At 65.8% G+C, this 18257-nt stretch carries 17 protein-coding genes; 8 read left to right on the top strand and 9 right to left on the bottom strand.

Annotated elements, in window-relative coordinates:
* The first annotated feature begins 38 nt into the window (after window positions 1–38).
* The 3 genes from ACSQ12_RS06120 to lepB all read left to right on the top strand — a co-directional run bounded on the left by ACSQ12_RS06120 (window position 39) and on the right by lepB (window position 2748).
* The gene (locus ACSQ12_RS06120; RefSeq protein ID WP_436064729.1) at window positions 39–569 is read left to right on the top strand and encodes a hypothetical protein; all 531 of its coding nucleotides are present in this window, start codon (window positions 39–41) and stop codon (window positions 567–569) included.
* A gap of 77 nt (window positions 570–646) precedes the next feature.
* Window positions 647–2251 carry a multicopper oxidase family protein gene (locus ACSQ12_RS06115; RefSeq protein WP_436064728.1) on the top strand — a complete coding sequence of 535 codons (1605 nt, stop codon included), beginning with the start codon at window positions 647–649 and terminating at the stop codon, window positions 2249–2251.
* Window positions 2252–2262: 11 nt separating this feature from the next.
* Window positions 2263–2748, top strand: a complete 486-nt coding sequence (lepB, locus tag ACSQ12_RS06110; protein ID WP_436064727.1) for a signal peptidase I — start codon at window positions 2263–2265, stop codon at window positions 2746–2748.
* Window positions 2749–2814: 66 nt separating this feature from the next.
* Here the strand turns inward: lepB and ACSQ12_RS06105 are convergent, their stop codons facing one another.
* On the bottom strand, window positions 2815–4257 hold the full coding sequence (locus ACSQ12_RS06105; RefSeq protein ID WP_436064726.1) for a PhoH family protein: 1443 nt from the start codon (window positions 4255–4257) through the stop codon (window positions 2815–2817).
* A gap of 301 nt (window positions 4258–4558) precedes the next feature.
* A complete protein-coding gene (locus ACSQ12_RS06100) occupies window positions 4559–5320 on the bottom strand; it encodes an isoprenyl transferase (protein ID WP_436066946.1) in 762 nt (253 codons plus the stop codon).
* Between the two features lie 212 nt (window positions 5321–5532).
* Here ACSQ12_RS06100 and trhA point away from each other — a divergent pair, with 212 nt between their 5' ends.
* On the top strand, window positions 5533–6204 hold the full coding sequence (gene trhA / locus ACSQ12_RS06095) for a PAQR family membrane homeostasis protein TrhA (protein ID WP_436064725.1): 672 nt from the start codon (window positions 5533–5535) through the stop codon (window positions 6202–6204).
* A 185-nt stretch (window positions 6205–6389) separates the two neighbouring features.
* Here trhA and ACSQ12_RS06090 read toward each other — a convergent pair whose 3' ends face one another.
* The 3 genes from ACSQ12_RS06090 to mca all read right to left on the bottom strand — a co-directional run bounded on the left by ACSQ12_RS06090 (window position 6390) and on the right by mca (window position 9988).
* A complete protein-coding gene (locus tag ACSQ12_RS06090; RefSeq protein WP_436066945.1) occupies window positions 6390–8654 on the bottom strand; it encodes a thioredoxin domain-containing protein in 2265 nt (754 codons plus the stop codon).
* Entirely contained in the window at window positions 8632–9015 is a 384-nt protein-coding gene (locus tag ACSQ12_RS06085; protein WP_209746595.1) for a hypothetical protein, read from the bottom strand. Before ACSQ12_RS06085 ends, ACSQ12_RS06090 begins: the two co-directional genes overlap by 23 nt.
* Window positions 9016–9082: 67 nt before the next feature.
* Window positions 9083–9988 (bottom strand): mycothiol conjugate amidase Mca, encoded by a 906-nt coding sequence (gene mca, locus ACSQ12_RS06080; RefSeq protein WP_436064724.1) that lies wholly within the window; start codon window positions 9986–9988, stop codon window positions 9083–9085.
* 95 nt (window positions 9989–10083) lie between these two features.
* On the opposite strand from mca, the gene ACSQ12_RS06075 reads away from it, so the two are divergent.
* Both ACSQ12_RS06075 and greA read left to right on the top strand, forming a co-directional pair.
* Window positions 10084–10542: a DUF4307 domain-containing protein gene (locus ACSQ12_RS06075; protein ID WP_436064723.1), complete on the top strand. Its 459-nt coding sequence runs from the start codon at window positions 10084–10086 to the stop codon at window positions 10540–10542.
* Window positions 10543–10744: 202 nt separating this feature from the next.
* Complete coding sequence (gene greA / locus ACSQ12_RS06070) at window positions 10745–11239, top strand: transcription elongation factor GreA (RefSeq protein ID WP_011691028.1); 495 nt, start codon at window positions 10745–10747, stop codon at window positions 11237–11239.
* Between the two features lie 88 nt (window positions 11240–11327).
* On the opposite strand, the gene ACSQ12_RS06065 is transcribed toward greA, so the two are convergent.
* From ACSQ12_RS06065 to ACSQ12_RS06050, 4 genes are all read right to left on the bottom strand, one after another.
* The gene (locus ACSQ12_RS06065; protein ID WP_209746601.1) at window positions 11328–11972 is read right to left on the bottom strand and encodes a rhomboid family intramembrane serine protease; all 645 of its coding nucleotides are present in this window, start codon (window positions 11970–11972) and stop codon (window positions 11328–11330) included.
* 6 nt (window positions 11973–11978) lie between these two features.
* A complete protein-coding gene (gene ilvA / locus ACSQ12_RS06060; protein WP_209746603.1) occupies window positions 11979–13217 on the bottom strand; it encodes a threonine ammonia-lyase in 1239 nt (412 codons plus the stop codon).
* A 3-nt stretch (window positions 13218–13220) separates the two neighbouring features.
* Window positions 13221–14621 (bottom strand): AI-2E family transporter, encoded by a 1401-nt coding sequence (locus ACSQ12_RS06055; protein WP_436064722.1) that lies wholly within the window; start codon window positions 14619–14621, stop codon window positions 13221–13223.
* A 119-nt stretch (window positions 14622–14740) separates the two neighbouring features.
* The gene (locus ACSQ12_RS06050; RefSeq protein WP_436066944.1) at window positions 14741–15712 is read right to left on the bottom strand and encodes an aldose 1-epimerase family protein; all 972 of its coding nucleotides are present in this window, start codon (window positions 15710–15712) and stop codon (window positions 14741–14743) included.
* A gap of 181 nt (window positions 15713–15893) precedes the next feature.
* Here ACSQ12_RS06050 and galT point away from each other — a divergent pair, with 181 nt between their 5' ends.
* Both galT and galK read left to right on the top strand, forming a co-directional pair.
* On the top strand, window positions 15894–17051 hold the full coding sequence (gene galT, locus ACSQ12_RS06045; protein ID WP_436064721.1) for a galactose-1-phosphate uridylyltransferase: 1158 nt from the start codon (window positions 15894–15896) through the stop codon (window positions 17049–17051).
* Entirely contained in the window at window positions 17048–18253 is a 1206-nt protein-coding gene (gene galK, locus ACSQ12_RS06040) for a galactokinase (protein WP_436064720.1), read from the top strand. Before galT ends, galK begins: the two co-directional genes overlap by 4 nt.
* Window positions 18254–18257 lie beyond the last annotated feature (4 nt).

The raw sequence follows: 18257 nt of genomic DNA, 5'->3' as shown, positions 1-18257 counted from the left end.
CCAAGGCTTTCCCAAGCCTGCCGGGCTTGAATGGCGACATGACCAAGACCGTAATCGAGGCCCGGGCCCAGGCTCCAAAGACCAGGGCACGGCGGATGCTCATTCCCGCTGCCCTCCTATGCTCCATTGGTATTGCCTTGGCGTACCTATTCCTGACGGCGACACCGCTCCCGAGTGTTCCTCTCGGTGCCGCGGCGTCCATCCCCGGCGGCATGGCAAGCATCAGCGGCATAGTTCCGTTGGAGGTCGATGACTGGGAACCACCCGGGGATGATGACTTCCTCGACGCCAGTCCGCCGGCAGGGAGCCACCGCGTGAAGATCATAGTGCGGATCACGGCCCTGGAAGAGGACGGTGTCCAATTCCATACCGGCGATTTCACGGTGACCGGCTTGGGTTCCACCGGCGTGGATCCGGTGTGGAGTTCAATTGGGGCAGCCCGGCTGGGCCAGGGCGAATCCGTGGCCGAGACCCTTGTATTCGAAGTGCCGGACAAAGCTGTAGCGCTGGTCCTGGAAGGACCGGGAGACGCACGGCTGTCCTTGGGCCTGGCACATCACACGGGCTAGGTGTACCGAAGGTTTTCCCAAGCTCGGTGGGTCACTCTAACGGAAACACGAAGGCGGCATAGAGAAAGCTGACTATCATGGCCATTTCACGGCGGCAGGCACTCATTCTTGGCGGAATTGGAATCGTTGGGGCAGGCATTGTGACGGTCCCCATTTCGGGCGTCAGCGCCAAATCTGCCAGCAAGCTCAGTGACAGCGATATGCCGCGGCCTTACAGGACGCCGCTGACGCTTGCCCCTCCGCTCTCTTTCCAAACGACCGTTGACGCCAACGGCGTCAAAACGCAGCACTACACCCTGACGCAACGGCTGGCCACCGCGCAAATCCTCGCCCGACTGCGCACGCCAATCCTCGGCTACAACGGTATCTTCCCCGGGCCCACTATCCGCATTGACAAAGACACCCGGGCGGTCGTCCATCTCAGGAACCAGCTGCCGGCCAAGCACCCAAAGCTGGGCTACGCACTCCCGACATCAACCCACTTGCATGGCTCTGCCTCGCTTCCCCAGTTCGACGGCTACGCCAATGACCTCACGCTGCCGGGTTTCTACAAGGACTATCAGTATCCGAACTTCCAGCCGGCCAGATCGCTCTGGTATCACGACCACTCGGTGCACTTCACCGCTCAGAACGTTTATTCGGGGCTCGCCGGCCAGTACCTCATCTCCGATCCGGTAGAGAAGGGCCTGCTCCCCCAGGGCACCTTTGACGTTCCGCTGACGGTAAGCGACGCCATGTTCGCGGCTGATGGCACCCTGGGGTTCGACGACCGCCAGCACTCAGGCCTTTGGGGCGACGTCATTCTGGTTAACGGAAAGCCCTGGCCCGTAATGAAGGTTCAGAGGAGGATCTACCGTTTCCGGATCCTCAATGCCTCGGTCTCGCGTTCCTACCGCTTCACGCTTAGTACCGGCGACCCGGTCACTGTGGTGGCCACCGATGCCGGCCTGATGCCCGCAGCACAGACGGTCGGGTCCTGGCGCCACGCAGGTGCCGAACGGTACGAGGTCCTCATAGATTTCCGCAAGTACGCCGCAGGAACGCGGGTAGAGCTCCGGAACCTCTCCAACGACAACAACCGGGATTTCGACAACACCGGCAAGATCATGGCGTTCGACGTCGTTGCCGATGCCGTCAACACTGCCGATCCCACCTGGAACCAGATTCCGAGCACGCTTGCATCGAGCCATCCGATGGACCTCACCTCCGCAGCTGCAACCAAAACACGCAAGTTCAGGATCAAGCACGATGACGTTACGAACATCTGGACCATTGACGATCTGACCTGGGAGGAAGTCATCGCGAGCGGTTTCAAGCGGGTGATGGCCGATCCCGCGCTGGACACAGTGGAAATCTGGGAACTCCAGAACAGCTCCGATGGCTGGTTTCACCCCATGCATTTGCACCTCGTGGACTTCCAAGTCCTCAGCCGCAACGGACAGCCTCCGTTCCCCTACGAAAAGGGTCCAAAGGACGTCGTGTATGTCGGGGAACGGGAAACTGTCAGGTTGCTGGTTCACTTCGGACCGCACCGGGGCCGCTATATGGTCCATTGCCATAACCTCGCCCACGAGGACCACGCCATGATGCTGCAGTTCAGGGTGGGGCTGGGTCCCGACGAGGCCGATCCCAATGATCCGATCACGTCCTCGCCAGCGCTCTGGGATCCGGTTCAGGGCTAGGCGCGGTAAGGATGAACAGGCGGACGCTGGCCGGGGCCGGAGCATGCCTCGGGGTGCTGCTGGCGGCCCGTCTCTGGGTCCTCGAACCGGTCATGGTGAGCTCAGACAGCATGGAGCCCACCGTCAAGGCCGGTAACCTGGTCTGGCTGAACAAGGCCGCCCCCCGCTTGGGCGGATTTCACACCGGGCAGCTGGTCATGTTCAGCCGGCCGGACGACGACCAGATGCCCAACGACGGCATGCTGCTCAAACGCGTCGTGGCGCTCGAAGGGCAGGAGGTCTCTATGCGCGACGGCGTCCTGTTCGTGGACGGGGCGCCTGCTACGGAACGGTTCGTGGACCAACGGACCATAGATGGCGTCTTCTTCGGGACCGTGACAGTTCCCGCGGACCACCTCTTCGTGTTGGGTGACAACCGCGAAACGTCAATCGACTCCCGTCACATCGGCGCAATCCCCGCCTCAGACGTCCTGGGGACGGTGTTGGGAGCCGGATGATCGAATGCGACGGCGAAGGGCCGTGGCCGGGCGAACCCGGCCACGGCCCTTCAGTAGCATAGAGGCCTAGATTTCCGCCCCTTCAAGCAGTTCCGTGACGAGGGCCGCGATCGGCGAGCGCTCGGACCGGGTGAGGGTGATGTGCCCGAAGAGCGGGTGTCCCTTGAGGGTTTCGACGACGGCGGCCACGCCGTCGTGCCGGCCGACCCGCAGGTTGTCGCGCTGGGCGACGTCGTGGGTCAGGACGATCTTCGAGTTCTGGCCGATCCGGCTCATCACCGTGAGGAGGACGTTCTTCTCCAGGGACTGCGCCTCGTCGACGATCACGAACGCGTCATGGAGCGAGCGGCCGCGGATGTGGGTCAGCGGCATGACTTCCAGCATGCCGCGGTCCATGACTTCCTCGACGACTTCCTGGCTGACCAGGGCACCGAGGGTGTCAAAGACGGCCTGCGCCCACGGGTTCATCTTCTCCGATTCGGAACCGGGCAGGTAGCCGAGTTCCTGGCCGCCCACCGCATAGAGGGGCCGGAAGACGATGACCTTGCGGTGTTCGCGGCGTTCCAGCACGGCTTCGAGGCCCGCACAAAGTGCCAGCGCCGACTTTCCGGTGCCGGCACGGCCGCCGATCGACACGATGCCCACGGAGGGATCCATCAGCATGTCGATGGCCAGCCGCTGTTCCGCGGAACGGCCGTGGAGTCCGAAGACGTCGCGGTCCCCCTTGACCAGCCGGACCTGCTTGTCGGCGCCCACCCGCCCCAGTGCTGAGCCCCGGTTCGAGAGCAGCACCAGTCCGGTGTTGACGGGCATCTCTGCCGCGGCCGGGATAAAGACGGGCTCGTGGCCGTAGAGCGTGGCGACGTCCTCCTCGCTGGCTTCCACCTCCGCCATCCCGGTCCAGCCGGAATCCTTCACCAGTTCGTTGCGGTACTCGTCTGCCAGCAACCCCATGGCTGAGGCCTTGACGCGCATCGGCAGGTCCTTGGAGACCACAGTGACGTTGCGGCCTTCGTTGGCGAGGTTCTTCGCGACGGCGAGGATGCGGCTGTCGTTGTCCCCTCCGCGGAATCCCATGGGGAGGACCTCGGTGGAGATGTGGTTCATCTCCACCATGAGGGTGCCGCCGTCGTCACCGAGCGGGATCGGGCGGTCGAGCCCGCCGTGCTGGACGCGGAGGTCGTCCAGGAGCCGGAGCGCCTTGCGGGCGAAGTATCCCAGTTCGGGGTCGTGCCTCTTGCCTTCGAGTTCCGTGATGACCACGATCGGCACAATGACTTCATGCTCCGCGAACCGCAGCAGGGCGCGGGGGTCCGAGAGCAAGACCGAGGTGTCGATGACAAAGCTCCACAGGGTGTCATCTGTCGCGGCACTTTCGCCGGATACAGCAAGACCGGCCGCAGCGTCATATTTGGCTGCACCGGTCTGTGAGGTTGCTCGCTTGGCGCGAGAGGTAGCTTTCTCTCCCTGGTCGGAAATGACGTCGGGCAGTTGTTCAGAAATAGCCACATCGACTCCAGCCCCGGGGCGCACGCCCGGATATCTATAGGTGAGGCGGATCGGCCACGAGGCCGGTTGCGGCCTCCCATACATCCGGTGCGAAAATCCGCTCCATGTACTGGCCTCCCCGATTAGCCGGCAGTGTGCCTGCTAATGAGATCAACGTAATTCCCCGCGGGTTTGTTTCCCAAACCATTTCCCGGCGATTCTTGTTGCGAACACGTGAACTCCGCGTGAACCGGCCGGGAGCCGGGCGCCTGACGGGCGCGCATGTGCACCGGTTGCCGGGAACGGGCAGCGGCGGCAGGTGTCAGGAGCCGAAGCGCCGCTGCCGGCCTGCGTAGTCGCGTAATGCCCGCAGGAAGTCCACTTTGCGGAAGGCGGGCCAGAGCGCCTCGCAGAAGTAGAACTCGCTGTAGGCGCTCTGCCACATCAGGAAACCGGACAGCCGCTGCTCCCCGGAAGTGCGGATCACCAGGTCCGGGTCCGGCTGACCGCGAGTGTAAAGAAAGCGTGAGATGTCGTCGACGCTGAGTTCATCCGCGAGCTTGCCGATGTCTTTGCCGCGGGCCACTGCGTCATGGAGGAGCTCCCGGACGGCGTCCACGATTTCGCGACGGCCTCCGTAGCCCACGGCGACGTTGACGTGGAGATTTTCGTGTGCCGGCGTCCGCGCCGTGAGCTTGTTGAGACGCTCGGCGAGGTAATCGGGAAGCAGCTCCGGCGCCCCCATGGCGTGCACGGAGATGTCTGCGTCCTCGTCCAGCCGGTCAAGCGTGTTGGCAATGATCCCCATCAGCAGGTCCAGCTCCTCACCGGATCGGCTCATGTTGTCGGTGGAGAGCATGTACAGCGTGACTACTTTGATCCCGAGTTCCTGGCACCAGCCGAGGAACTCATGGATTTTGTCGGCACCGGCCTGGTGGCCCTGGCTGGTGGGTGCGTTGAACTGCTTGGCCCAGCGGCGGTTGCCGTCCACCATGACGCCGATGTGTTTGGGGATGCGGTCCTTGTCCAGCGAGCGCAGAAGCTTGCGTTCATAGAAGCCATAGAGGATCCCGGGCAACTCCATCCGGAGACTCACCTGACTTCCTTGATGTATGACGGCAGTGCATTCCTAGGCTACCCGCCCGCAACGGGGGCAGGGTGCAACAGGCCTTCGCAATTCAGCGCAAGCAGTATTACTCACGGGTAACTTACTGGAACGTAGTTTATTCTTGAGCCATGGAAAGCAAATCTCCCCAACCGGGCGCGGGAGCGGGCCGCGGCCGGAAATCAGGCCCGATGGACGATGCTGCAGTCCGCATCGCGGAGCTGCTGACGATCAAACCCAAGTGGCGGGGCTGGATCCATACCGTGACGGCGCCGCTTGCTTTCGCCGCGGGGCTGGTCCTGATCCTGTTGGCACCCACCACCGAGCTGAAAATCGCTTCCGCCGTCTACGCAGTGACAGGGGTGCTGCTGTTCGGAATCAGCGCCGTGTACCACCGCGGGAACTGGTCCCCCGGCGTCAAGATCGTCCTGAAGCGCCTCGACCACACCAACATCATGCTGGTGATCGCCGGCAGCTACACACCGTTGGCCTGGGCCCTGCTGGAACGGCCCAAGGCAGTGGTGCTGCTGTGGGTCATCTGGTCCGGCGCCATTCTGGGCGTGCTGTTCCGGCTGCTCTGGACCCACGCGCCACGCTGGCTCTATGTGCCTATCTACATTGCCCTGGGTTGCGGTTCCCTGTTCTACCTGCCGGACTTTTTTGCGGCCAGCATTGCTTCCGCCGTGCTGATCTGCGTTGGCGGCGCCCTGTACATCGCCGGCGCCGTGTTCTACGCGCTCAAGAAGCCGAACTTCAGCTACGAACATTTTGGCTTCCATGAGCTCTTCCACGCATTTACCGTGTTCGCTTTTGCCGCGCACTTCATCGCCATAGCCATAGCGGTCCTCGGCAGGCCGGCTTAACGCCAGCGGGCAGAACCAGCGGCAGGCCTTTCCTGGCGTATGCGCGGAGCGGCAATAAGGTCCGGAAGCTCCCTCATGTGCTGGAATACCGTGGTTCCCGGGCCCGCCAGCTTCGCAGCCGGCGTCACTCCCCCGCTAGCTGCCCGTGTACCGCGGAACACCGGACTCCGGATGCGGCAAAGACGTCATCCGGCCATCGCAGCCAGTCGCTCCAGAAGTTCCGCCACGGAGGCCACCGGGCGTTCGCACACCATCCCGCGGCAGAGGTACACCTGCGGCGAACCGTCGGGCGCCGCTGTCCTGCCCTCCAGCAGCGGCACGGCAGGCGGGGCGGCATCGGCCGCCGGGACGCCGGCGTCGGACGCAACCGCTACCACCAGGCCCGGGCTGGCGGACATCATCAGGGCGTGGTGGAGTTCCGCCCGCGCGGAACCGGCGGGTCCGACGACGGCGGCCTCCACGGGGCCTGCCAGCGCAGCTTGCGCCGTGGCCAGTAGCCAGCCTGCCGCCCGTGGCGCCCTGGTTGCCAGCGCCGGCAGCAGCGACAAGATGTTGGCGGCCATGACCCGATGGTCGCTGGAACCGGAAAGTGCGGCATGGCCCAGGAGGGCCCCGGCGAACGCGGCCGCGCCGCTCGGCGTGGCAGTGTCGAAGGGTTCGAGGCCGGCCCGCTGCCCCTGGGCGTTGAATACCTGGGACGATTCTCCGGTAGTGTCCACCAGTGTTCCGTCCGCGGCGAACCGCTGGCAGGCAGCCTGCAGGATGTCTTCCGCCAGCCGATACCACCGGTCTCGTCCAGTCACTCCGTAAAGGGCCAGGAGCCCGTCCGCGCAGAAGGCGTAGTCTTCGAGCAGGCCGCCGATACCCTTGGCCCGGCCGCCGTGCGAGACCCGCACCAGGGTGCCGGGTTCCGTGCCCTGGTCCCCGGCGCGGGGAGGCTGCCAGTGGACGCGTTCAAGGTATGCGGCGGTTCGCTCTGCGGCAGCGACGAGCCCGGGCCGGTCCAGGACGGCACCTGCTTCAGCGAGCGCGGCGAGTGCCAGCCCGTTCCAGCCGGCCACCACCTTGTCGTCCCTGGCGGGCTGGGGACGCGCCGAACGCGCAGCCAGCAGGCGCGGCCGCGCCCGATCCCACAGGAGCTGCCCGGCGTCGTCGGACCGGCGGCCCGGGTGCAAGGGGGAAGCCGCCGGGGTCACAGTGCCCTCGGCACGGACATTCATCAGCCGCGCTACTGCAGGTCCGTCATCCGGCCCCAGGACGTGCAGCAGCTCCTCTGGTGTCCAGAGGTAGCTGGCCCCCTCAAGGTGCCGGCCGTCCACCACCGTGTCCGCGTCCAGCGACGACGCGAAAGCCTCAACCTGCCCCGCCTCCAAGCCCCTACCCTCGCCCTGGCCCGGCCCTTCGTCCGACCCCGCCGTGTGAACGGCGAGACCCAGCGAGGCAATCAGCCAGTCCGCCGTGCGGGACGCGACGTCCGCTGCTTCCCCGGCGGTGTACACGGCATCGCCCCCGAGCCGGACCCAGTGGACATAGGCCCGCAGCAGCTGGGCGTTGTCGTAGAGCATCTTTTCAAAGTGCGGCACGGACCAATCGCGCGTCACGGAATACCGTGCAAACCCGCCGTCCAGCTGGTCGAACAGCGCGGACCGGGCCATCGCTGCCAGCGTCCGCCCCGCCATGTCCTTTGCCACGTCAGCAGTTTCCGACACGGCTGCGGCGTGCCGGATCAGGAATTCCAATATGGGCGACGGCGGGAATTTCGGCGCGGTGCCGAATCCGCCGTGGTTCTGGTCTTCGGAGCGGGCCAGGACGCGGACCGCCTCGGAGAGCAGTCCGGCGTCCACCGGGTCAGGCAAGCCGGTCAGCTGCACCACGGCGGCAAGCTGTGTTTCCGCCATCCCGCGGGCCAGGGTCTCGGCGTTCTGTTCCACGCCCCCGCGCCGTTCCACCCAGGCTTCGCGGACGGCCTCGAGGACCTGGCGGAAGGAGGGCCGGCCGGGCATGGGCCGGGGCGGGAAGTACGTTCCGGCGTGGAACGCACGGCCGTCCGGCATCAGGAAGACCGACATCGGCCAGCCGCCCTCACCACTGATCGCCTGCGTTGCGGCCATGTAGACGGCGTCAACGTCCGGACGCTCTTCCCTGTCCACCTTGATGGCCACGAAGTTGGCATTCAGGAAGTCCGCGGTTGCCTGGTCTTCGAACGATTCGTGTGCCATCACGTGGCACCAGTGGCAGGCGGCGTAGCCGATGGACAGGAACACCGGAACGTCGCGCTGTGCGGCGAAACCGAACGCTTCATCGCCGAACGGCCGCCAGTGCACCGGATTGTCCGCGTGCTGCCTCAGGTAGGCCGACGGTTCGCCGGCCAGCGCGTTGGCCGCACCGGGCCGGGCTGCGCCGGGGCCGCCGCTGCCGGCGTCGCCCTTAGCGCTGTCCGCGGCCTTCATCACCGTTGTGTTCCGTCCGGAGATCGGCGCCGCCCTGGCGGCCGCCACGCGTGTCAGGCCCATGCGTGCCGGAATCCTCTGCATCCGGAGCCTGCGCGACCGGCGCGCCGGTTCCAGGCATAGCCCCGTTCCCGGCAGCAAGTGCGGCCAGTCGCTCTTCCTCCACCTGGGCCCGGTAGCGGACCCTGCGGATGCGCCGGACCATGTCCACGATCAGCAGCGTGGTGGCCAGCACGAAGAACGCGGTCATGATGAAGCCCCACATTCCCGGAGTCACCTGGTCTTCGGAGAGGCCCGGGCGCAGGGACGGCGTGGGGCTGGGTGCCGGGGTCGTCGCGAGGGCAATGAGCAAGTGATGCACGGTTGAACCTTCTGTGGAGCGTTTTGAGGGGCCCTGACTTCTACAGGGCATAGAAATGAGCCTGGCTCTATCTTAGCCCGGCGAACAGATCCTTTTCCGGCAGCTCCACCGGCACCCGCGTCTGGATCAGGCTGTAGTCTTCCCAGGGCCAGGCGCGGCGCTGCATGTCCGGAGACACCGCAAAGAAGAAGCCCAATGGATCCACCTGGGTGCGGTGAGCGCGGAGCGCGTCGTCCCTGGCTTCGAAATAGTCCCCGCACTCAATCTGGGTGGTGGTGGGGTGGGTCGGGGGCGGCGGTGTGTGGCCTTCGGCGTCAGCCTCGAGCCAGGCTGCCAGCCGTTCGGCGTAGGGCGACTGCAGGCCTGCCTCTTCAAGCGCAAAGTGCAGTGCGCGGAACCGGTCAGGGCTGAAGGCACGGTCGTAGTACAGCTTGCCGGGCGCCCAGGGTTCGCCGGTCCCCTGGTACCGTTCCGGATCGCCGGCGGCTTCGAAGGCCTCCACGGCCACGCGGTGGGCCATGATGTGGTCAGGATGCGGATAGCCGCCGTTCTCGTCGTAGCTCAGGATCACGTGCGGCTTGAAGTCACGCACCAGCCGGACCAGCGGAGCCGCGGCCACTTCCAGCGGCTGGAGGGCGAAGGAGCCCGGCGGCAGGGGCGGCAACGGGTCCCCTTCAGGCAGTCCTGAGTCCACGAAGCCCAGCCAGCGCTGGCGGATTCCCAGCACCCGGGCGGCGTTGTCCATTTCGAGGCGGCGGGCGCCGGCCATGTCACGCTTGGGGTGTGGGTCGTGCTCCATGGCGGGGTTCTGGATGTCGCCCCGCGACCCGTCGGTGCAAGTGGCCACCATGACGTCAACACCGGCCGCTGCGTACATCGCCATGGTGGCTGCACCCTTGCTCGACTCGTCGTCAGGGTGAGCGTGGACTGCCAGCAGGCGGAGCGGTTTTGACTGGCTTGCAGACGCTGTCATCTGAAACGGCTCACTTTCTTCGATTTTTGGAGTTGCGGGTTCACGGCGGCACGGACGCGGAATTATCCCGTTCGGATCCACACTAAACTGGAACGGTGACTTCCGAGGATCAGCCGGCTACTTCGGCACCGGCAACTACCACCCTAGCCAATCGTTACGGGGGCCAAAAGCGTGCCCTCTCGAGTAAGGCCAAGCGCAACATCGGAATCGTTGCGCTGGTCGCCGGGATCGGCTTCATGGCGTGGATCTCCACCTCCCTGAACACTGAGACGGTGTCATTCAAGGACATCGGCTACAGCACCACGGACGCCACCCAGGCGGAGATCGATTTCCAGGTCACCAAGGAGCCCGGAACCGCCGCCAAATGCGCGGTCAAGGCGCTGGATGCCAAGTTCGCGGTGGTTGGCTGGAAAGTGGTTGATATCGGGCCTAACCCGGCGGACGCCACGGCTGACGGCGGACGCACCACGGTGCACCGCGCAGTGGTGCGCACGGAGTCACTGTCAGTTTCCGGCGTGGTGGACAGCTGCTGGATCCCCGACGGAAACAAGTAGCAGGCCGTAGTTTTGCCGGCGCTTTCGCCTGCGGCCTGTGACCCACGCCGCAGGCCTTCTTTGGTTTGTCCAGCGCATTGACTACAATGGATCAATACCTTCTACCCCGCTGAGCTGGTTGCTGAGTTCCATGAGTGGCCACCATGGCGGGGTTTTACTTGTTTGACCACAAACTTGTTTGACCACGAAAAAGGAGAAGTCCGTGTCTACCACCAACAGCGCAACTGCGGCTTGGCTTACCCAGGAAGCTTTTGACCGCCTGAAGGCAGAGCTGGACCACCTCTCCGGCGCCGGCCGGGCGGAAATCGTCCAGAAAATCGAAGCTGCCCGCCAGGAAGGCGACCTCAAGGAAAACGGCGGTTACCACGCCGCCAAGGAGGAGCAGGGCAAGATCGAGGCCCGCATCCGCCAGCTCACCGTGTTGCTCCGCGACGCCCACGTGGGCGAGTCCCCGGCCGACGACGGAATTGTGGAGCCCGGAATGATCGTTGTCGCCAGGATCGCCGGCGACGAGGAGACCTTCCTGCTCGGATCCCGCGAGATCGCCGGCGATTCGGACCTTGACGTCTTCAGCGAAAAGTCCCCGCTTGGCTCTGCGATTGTGGGCCACAAGGAGGGCGACAAGCTCAGCTACACCGCCCCGAACGGCAAGGACATCACGGTGGAGATCCTTTCCGCCAAGCCGTACGCAGGCTAGGAGCGCAGCTCCGGGACTACTACAAACCCTTAACGCACGACGCCGGCCCTCCCCTTCCGCGGGGACGGCCGGCGTCGTGCGTTAAGGCCTATTTCCTGGTGGCCTGGTCTTCCGCCACCTGACCTTCGTGCGGAAGCCGCCGCGGCCTCAGCAACATGGCGGCGGCGACGCCGCCCAGTGCCCCGCCCAGGTGCGCCTGCCAGGAAACGAACCCTGCCACGCCGGGAAGGACACCGAACAGGATTCCGCCGTAGCTGAGGAACAGGAGCACCGACAGCGCTATCTGCCACCAGCTGCGGTTGAAGAAACCCCGGACCAGCAGGAAGGCAAACAGGCCAAACACCAGGCCCGACGCGCCCACCGTGATCCCCCAGCCGCCGATCAGCCACACGACCACGCCCGAACCGAACCAGCTGAAGGCCACTGCGGTGACGAAGACCCGGAGCCCGGACATAAAAACGAGGAATCCGAAGATGATCAGCGGCAGCGCGTTGGAAACCACGTGGCCAAGATTTGCGTGGAACAGCGGGAACGTGAGGATGTCCAGCAGCCCGTCGGCGCTGCGCGGACGGAGCCCGAACGTCCGGTTCAATGCATGGAAGGTTGCCGCGTTGACGAACTCAATGGCAAACAGGAGGACCACGAACAGCCCCGTGATCAACAGCCCGCCCTGGGCGCGTGCGGCAGCGGTGTGCCTCAGCTGCGGCCGGCCCCCCTGAGCATCCAGCACCATGGCCCCTTAGTGGACCACGATCGGCTGGAAGCCCTCGGCACGCAGCGCACCCAGGACCTGCTCGCAGTGCTCGTGGCCCTTGGTCTCCAGATTGACGGTGATGGAAACGTCTCCCATGCTGATGGAACCGCCCACGCGGGTGTGGTCCAGGCCGGTGACGTTGGCATCGTTCTCCGCGATGATCCGGGCGATCGTGGCCAGCGAGCCGGGCCGGTCATCCAGCATCATGCGGACCGTCATGTAACGGCCGGCAGCCGAGAGACCGCGCTGGATCACCTTGAGCATCAGCATCGGGTCAATGTTGCCGCCGGAGAGGATCACGGCGGTGGTACCGGGATTTTCGATCTTGCCGTCCATCAGGGCGGCGACGCCCACGGCGCCGGCCGGCTCCACCACCATCTTGGCGCGTTCCAGCAGGAAGATCAGCGCCCGGGCCAGGGAATCCTCGCTGACAGTGACGACGTCGTCCACGAGTTCACGGATGATGCTGAACGGCAGCTGCCCCGGGCGGCCCACGGCAATGCCGTCGGCCATGGTGGAGACCTTCTTCAACGGCACCAGGGCGTCTGCGGCGAGCGACGGCGGGTAGGCCGCCGCGTTTTCGGCCTGGACGCCGATGATCCGGATCTCCCGGCCCAGCTCCCTGGCCCTGGCCTTCACGGCCACCGCCACGCCGGCAAGCAGCCCTCCGCCGCCGACTCCCATCAGGATGGTGTCCACATTGGGAATCTGTTCCAGGATTTCCAGTCCCACCGTGCCCTGCCCTGCAACAACGTCCACGTTGTCGAACGGGTGGACAAAGACGGCGCCGGTCTCATCGGCGTAGCGCTGGGCTTCGGCGAGTGCCTCGTCCACATTGTGCCCGTGGAGGACTACTTCCGCCCCGTGGCTGCGGGTGGCCGCAAGCTTGGGCAGAGCCACGCCGACCGGCATGTAGATGCGCGCCTTGATGCCCAGGCTCTTGGCTGCAACTGCCACCCCCTGGGCGTGGTTTCCGGCCGACGCGGCGACCACGCCGCGCTTCTTTTCTTCAGCGGAAAGCTTCGCCATGCGGACGTATGCGCCGCGGACCTTGAAGGAACCTGCCCGCTGGAGGTTCTCGCACTTGAAGAACACCTCGCCGCCCACCATGCTGCCCAAGGCCCGGGACGATTCCACCGGGGTCCGCGTAATAATGCCCTCAAGCAGCTTCTGCGCCTCAAGGACATTGTCCAGCGTGACGGGCAGGCTATTGAGGGTTTTCACGAACTAGTCTCCTTTGGGGAATTCGGCTGGGGCGTCCGGGCCGGCATGTCCGGCGGGATTTCCCGTTGGCTGTGCGGCGCCCTTGCCGCGGCCCGGGTTTGCACCGGGAAGGTAGACATCCTTGAAGGTGTTGTCCTGGCTGGATCCGGAGTCCCCGGTTACACCCGGGCCATCCGCCACCAGCACTCCTTCATGTTCCCACGTTCTGGCAGCAATATATCGAATCGCCGAGTTTGCTACGGCGAGGATGGGCACCGAGAAGAGTGCGCCGGGGATGCCGGCGAGGTAGGAACCGGCCGCCACGGACAGGATGACGGCCACCGGGTGCAGGGCCACCGCCTTGCCCATCACGAGCGGCTGCAGGATGTGGCTTTCCAGCTGCTGGACCAGCAGCACGATCCCGAGCATGATCAGCGCGTTGACCCAGCCGTTGGCCACGAGGGCCAGGAGCACAGCCACGGCTCCGGTGACCAGGGCGCCCACAATCGGGATGAAGGAACCGATGAAGACCAGCACGCCCAGCGGAAGCGCCAGCGGGACTCCGATGATGGCTGCGCCCACGCCGATACCCACGGCATCCACGAAAGCCACGAACATCTGGATACGGGCGTAGCTGACCATGGACGCCCAGCCTTTGCGGCCCGCTCCGAAGGTGGCGGCGCGGGCTTTGCGGGGCAGCAGCCGGACCAGGAAACCCCAGATCCGGCCGCCCTCCAGGAGGAAGAAGATCAGGACGAACAAGGCGAGGATGAGGCCGGCAGCGAAATGCCCGGCCGTGCTGCCGAAGGACAAGGCGCCGCTCAGGATGCTGCTGCTGTTGTTTTGCAGCGCATCCGATGCCTCCTTCAGATACTGGTCGATCTGGGCCGCCGTGAGGTGAAGCGGACCGTCCGCCAGCCAGCCCTGGATCTGTTGGATCCCGGCCAGTGCCTCGCTCCACAGTTCGCTGAAGCCCGAAACCAGCTGCCGGCCTACCAGCGCCAGGGAGCCGCCGATGAGGCCGAGGAAACCCAGCACCGTGATGGCTACGGCACCTCCGTTGGGGACGCGCCGTGCCTTGAGCCAGCGTGTTATGGGACTCAGCAGACCGGCCAGCAATGCTGCCACCATCACGGGGATGATCAGGAAGCTGATCTTGCTCAGCATCCAGATCAGGGCGGCAACGACCAGCAGAATGAGCCCGAGCCGCCAGGCCCAGGACGCGGCGATCCGCACGCCGTAGGGAATGTCCTGGTCCAGTTCACGGTCGGTCACCACCCGCAGCGGGGCCGAAGGCGCAGGGCCCGCAGGTGCCGGGCCGTCCTGGGCTACGGGCAGGGCCGCGCCGTCCTGGGCTACGGGCAGGGCCGCGCCGATGTTGGCATCCGGTCTCTGGTTTGGTGCGGAGTCCTCAGCTGGCGTCATAGCCCAATACTTCCCCAGCGGCGCCCCGATGGGAAACCGCCACGGCGCCACGGCCGCCATTGACACTGTTGTGCCGGCGGGTGGACTGTCGTGCAGACAGCGAAGCTGACAGCAGGCGGCTACAGGGAGGCGCCGATGCCCCACGTCATGGTGAACGACTCCCCTGCCGGCAGCCAGCGTAGGCCGTCGCCGCTGTTGAACGCATTTGCCGGCCCGGTCATGGGTTCAATGGCAACGGCTTTGGCCCTGCCGGGGTACTGATCGGTGACAAAGACGTGGACGTAGCTGCAGCTTTCGTCCTGCCAGAGGCTTACACTGCGGCCGTCCGATGCCTTCAGCGTTTGGCGGGCCACGCCGCCGTCGAACGTCAGGTCTGTATAGGCGACGTCGATATCCAGTTCAGACACCGTCCGTCCGCCCCGCAGGTCCATACCGCCGCCGACCTTCTCCGAACTGCGTGGGATGAGGCGCTCATCCGCCACGAGCCGGCTGCCGGCGCCGACCGTGAGGACCAGGTCCGAGGCGGGCACGTCGCCCAGCCTGAGGTAGGGGTGGGCTCCGAGGACGAAGGGGGCGGATTCCTGCGAATCGTTGAGCAGCGTCTGGCGGACTACGAGCCCCAGGTCCTCGTCCAGGAGGTACTGGACGCGGTGCCGGACCAGGAAAGGGTAGCCGTGCTGGGGGAAGACCGGCGCCTCGAGGGTGACCGAGAACTCGGCTTCGTCCACCAGCTCGTAGGCGGCGTTCCGCAACAGGCCGTGGCTGGCGTTGTTGCGCGAAACTTCGGTGATGTCCAGCTGCTGTTTCTTGCCGTTCAAGTACCAGACGCCGTCTTCCACCCGGTTGGCCCAGGGCGCCAGCGTGATTCCGGTGGCGCCCGGAGGGATGTCCCCGTCTCCGTACGTCTCCGTCAGCTGGACACCACCCCTGGAATAGAGCCGGAGGCCCGCGGCCAGCTCCGTAACCACGGCAAGGGCATCACCGCGCCGGAGCTCATACTGCCTGCCCGAGGCGTAGCGGCGCGGCACCCCCTCGCTGGCGCCGGAGGCGGCGGGGTCGCTGTGGCGGGAGTGACGTGCGCTCGAATTCATGGGCACAACGGTACCTCCTCCGTTTGCCCCCACACGTCCGCCGAAACGGCACAACCGGTCATTGTTAACTTTTGTTCGAAACTATTTCTTTTTGATCGTTTTGTGGGAGAATTGAAATGCCTGCTGTTCCGCCCCTCGAGGGCGGGACTCCGATGGCCGCCGCTCGTAAAGGACAAGACGCATGACTCACATCACCAGCACCAACCTTGCCGATGGCCGGGAGCTGCTCTATTTCGATGACGCTACGACAGGGGCCCAGACGGGCGGGAATACCCGCCGGCCGGAGGAGACTCCAGACCGCCGCGAACTGCCGGCCCGGAGCGAGCCGGGCGAAGTCAGGTTCGATGCCCTCACCGGCGAGTGGGTGGCCGTGGCCGCCCACCGCCAGAGCCGCACCCACCTTCCCCCGGCAGACCAGTGCCCCATCTGCCCGACGACCCCGGCCAACCCCTCCGAGATCCCGGCACCGGACTACGACGTCGTCGTGTTCGAGAACCGCTTCCCCTCCCTCGGACCCGCCCTGGGACCGGTTCCCGCCGATGCCGGCTGGGGAACCACCGGCACGGCGTTCGGCCGGTGCGAGGTGGTGTCCTTCACGCCGGAGCACACCGGCTCCTTCAGCGGGCTGAGCGAAGTCCGGGCACGCACCGTCGTCGAGGCCTGGGCACACCGCACCGGGGCACTCAACGCGCTGCCGGGCATCCGGCAGGTCTTTCCGTTCGAGAACCGCGGCGCGGACATCGGCGTCACCCTTCACCACCCCCACGGCCAGATCTACGCATACCCCTACGTCACGCCCCGCGCCGCGGTGATGGGCGCCGCGGCAAGGAAGTTCTTCGACGACGCCGACGGCCGCCAGACCCTGACCGGCTCGCTGTTGCGGTCCGAACGCGAAGACGGGAGCCGAATGGTCCTCGAAGGCGAGAACTTCAGCGCCTACGTCCCGTTCGCGGCCCGCTGGCCGCTGGAAGTGCACCTGGTCCCGCACCGCCAGGTACCGGACCTCGCAGCACTCAGCGGCGAAGAAAAAGACGAACTGGCGCACGTGTACCTGGACCTGCTCAAGCGCCTCGACGCGCTCTATCCGACGCCGACCCCGTACATTTCGGCCTGGCACCAGGCCCCGCTCGACGACCTGCTCCGGCCGGCCGGCTACCTTCACCTCCAGTTGACCTCACCGCGGAGGGCCGAGGATAAGCTCAAATACCTGGCCGGTTCCGAAGCGGCCATGGGTGCTTTCATTAACGACACCACCCCGGAACTCGTGGCGGAGCGGCTGCGCACCGTCACGGTTCCGGCATCAGCCCTCAAGCCACTCCCGGAAGGCGCACACGCATGACCGCCCCAGCAGGCAGGAACACCCCTGGAAACAGCAAGTCCGTCGACAGCAAGCTGGGAACCACGGACCTCGTAGCACGGTTCCGGGACGCCTTCGGTTCCGCTCCGGACGGCATCTGGCAGGCGCCGGGCCGCGTGAACCTGATCGGCGAGCACACCGACTACAACGACGGCTTCGTGCTCCCGTTCGCCATCGACCGGACAGCCCGGGTGGCTGTCCGGGTGCGCCCCGACTCCACGCTCCGGCTACTGTCCACCTACGGAGACCAGGGCATGACCACGGCGGACACCTCGTCACTGGACGGCACGCGCGCCAAAGGCTGGACCAAGTATCCGCTCGGCGTCATCTGGGCGCTCCAGGAGCGCGGGGTCGCGGTGCCAGGCCTTGACCTGCTGCTGGACTCCAACGTTCCCCTCGGTGCCGGGCTGTCCTCGTCCCACGCCATTGAGTGCGCCGTCATCTCCGCCCTCAACGAGCTGACCGGCGCAGGGCTGACAGCCGAGGAAATGGTCCTGGCCACGCAGCGTGCCGAGAATGATTTCGTCGGAGCGCCCACGGGCATCATGGACCAGTCCGCTTCGCTGCGCGGGGCGAAGGGCCATGCCGTCTTCCTGGACTGCCGGGACCAGAGTGCCCGCCTGGTGCCGTTCGAGACGGAGCCGGCGGGCCTGGTGCTGCTGGTGATCGACACCAAGGTTTCCCATTCGCACGCCGACGGCGGCTATGCGTCGCGCCGCGCCTCGTGCGAGCTCGGGGCCGAAGTGCTGGGCGTCAAAGCGCTGCGGGACGTCGGGGTGGAGGACCTGGACGAAGCGAGCGGCCTCCTGGATGAGGTCACGTTCCGCCGGGTCCGCCACGTCGTCACCGAGAACGACCGCGTCCTGCAGACCGTGGAACTCCTCGGCTCAGCCGGCCCGGGCGCCATTGGGCCGCTCCTCGATGCCAGCCACCGTTCCATGCGTGACGACTTCGAGATTTCGTGCCCCGAACTGGACCTGGCCGTCGACACCTCCCGGGCCAACGGAGCCATCGGAGCCCGCATGACAGGTGGCGGTTTTGGCGGCGCAGCCATCGCCCTCACGCCGGTGGCCGCCGAGAAACAGGTACGCGCCGCCGTCGAACAAGCCTTCTCCCGCGCGGGGTTCAGGAAGCCGGACATCTTCACGGTTACCCCTGCGGCCGGGGCGATGCGGCTCGCATAGCTCG

The organism is Arthrobacter sp. LjRoot14, assembly GCF_964253905.1.
Classification (GTDB): domain Bacteria; phylum Actinomycetota; class Actinomycetes; order Actinomycetales; family Micrococcaceae; genus Arthrobacter.
This window is presented reverse-complemented; position numbering and strand designations above follow the sequence as displayed.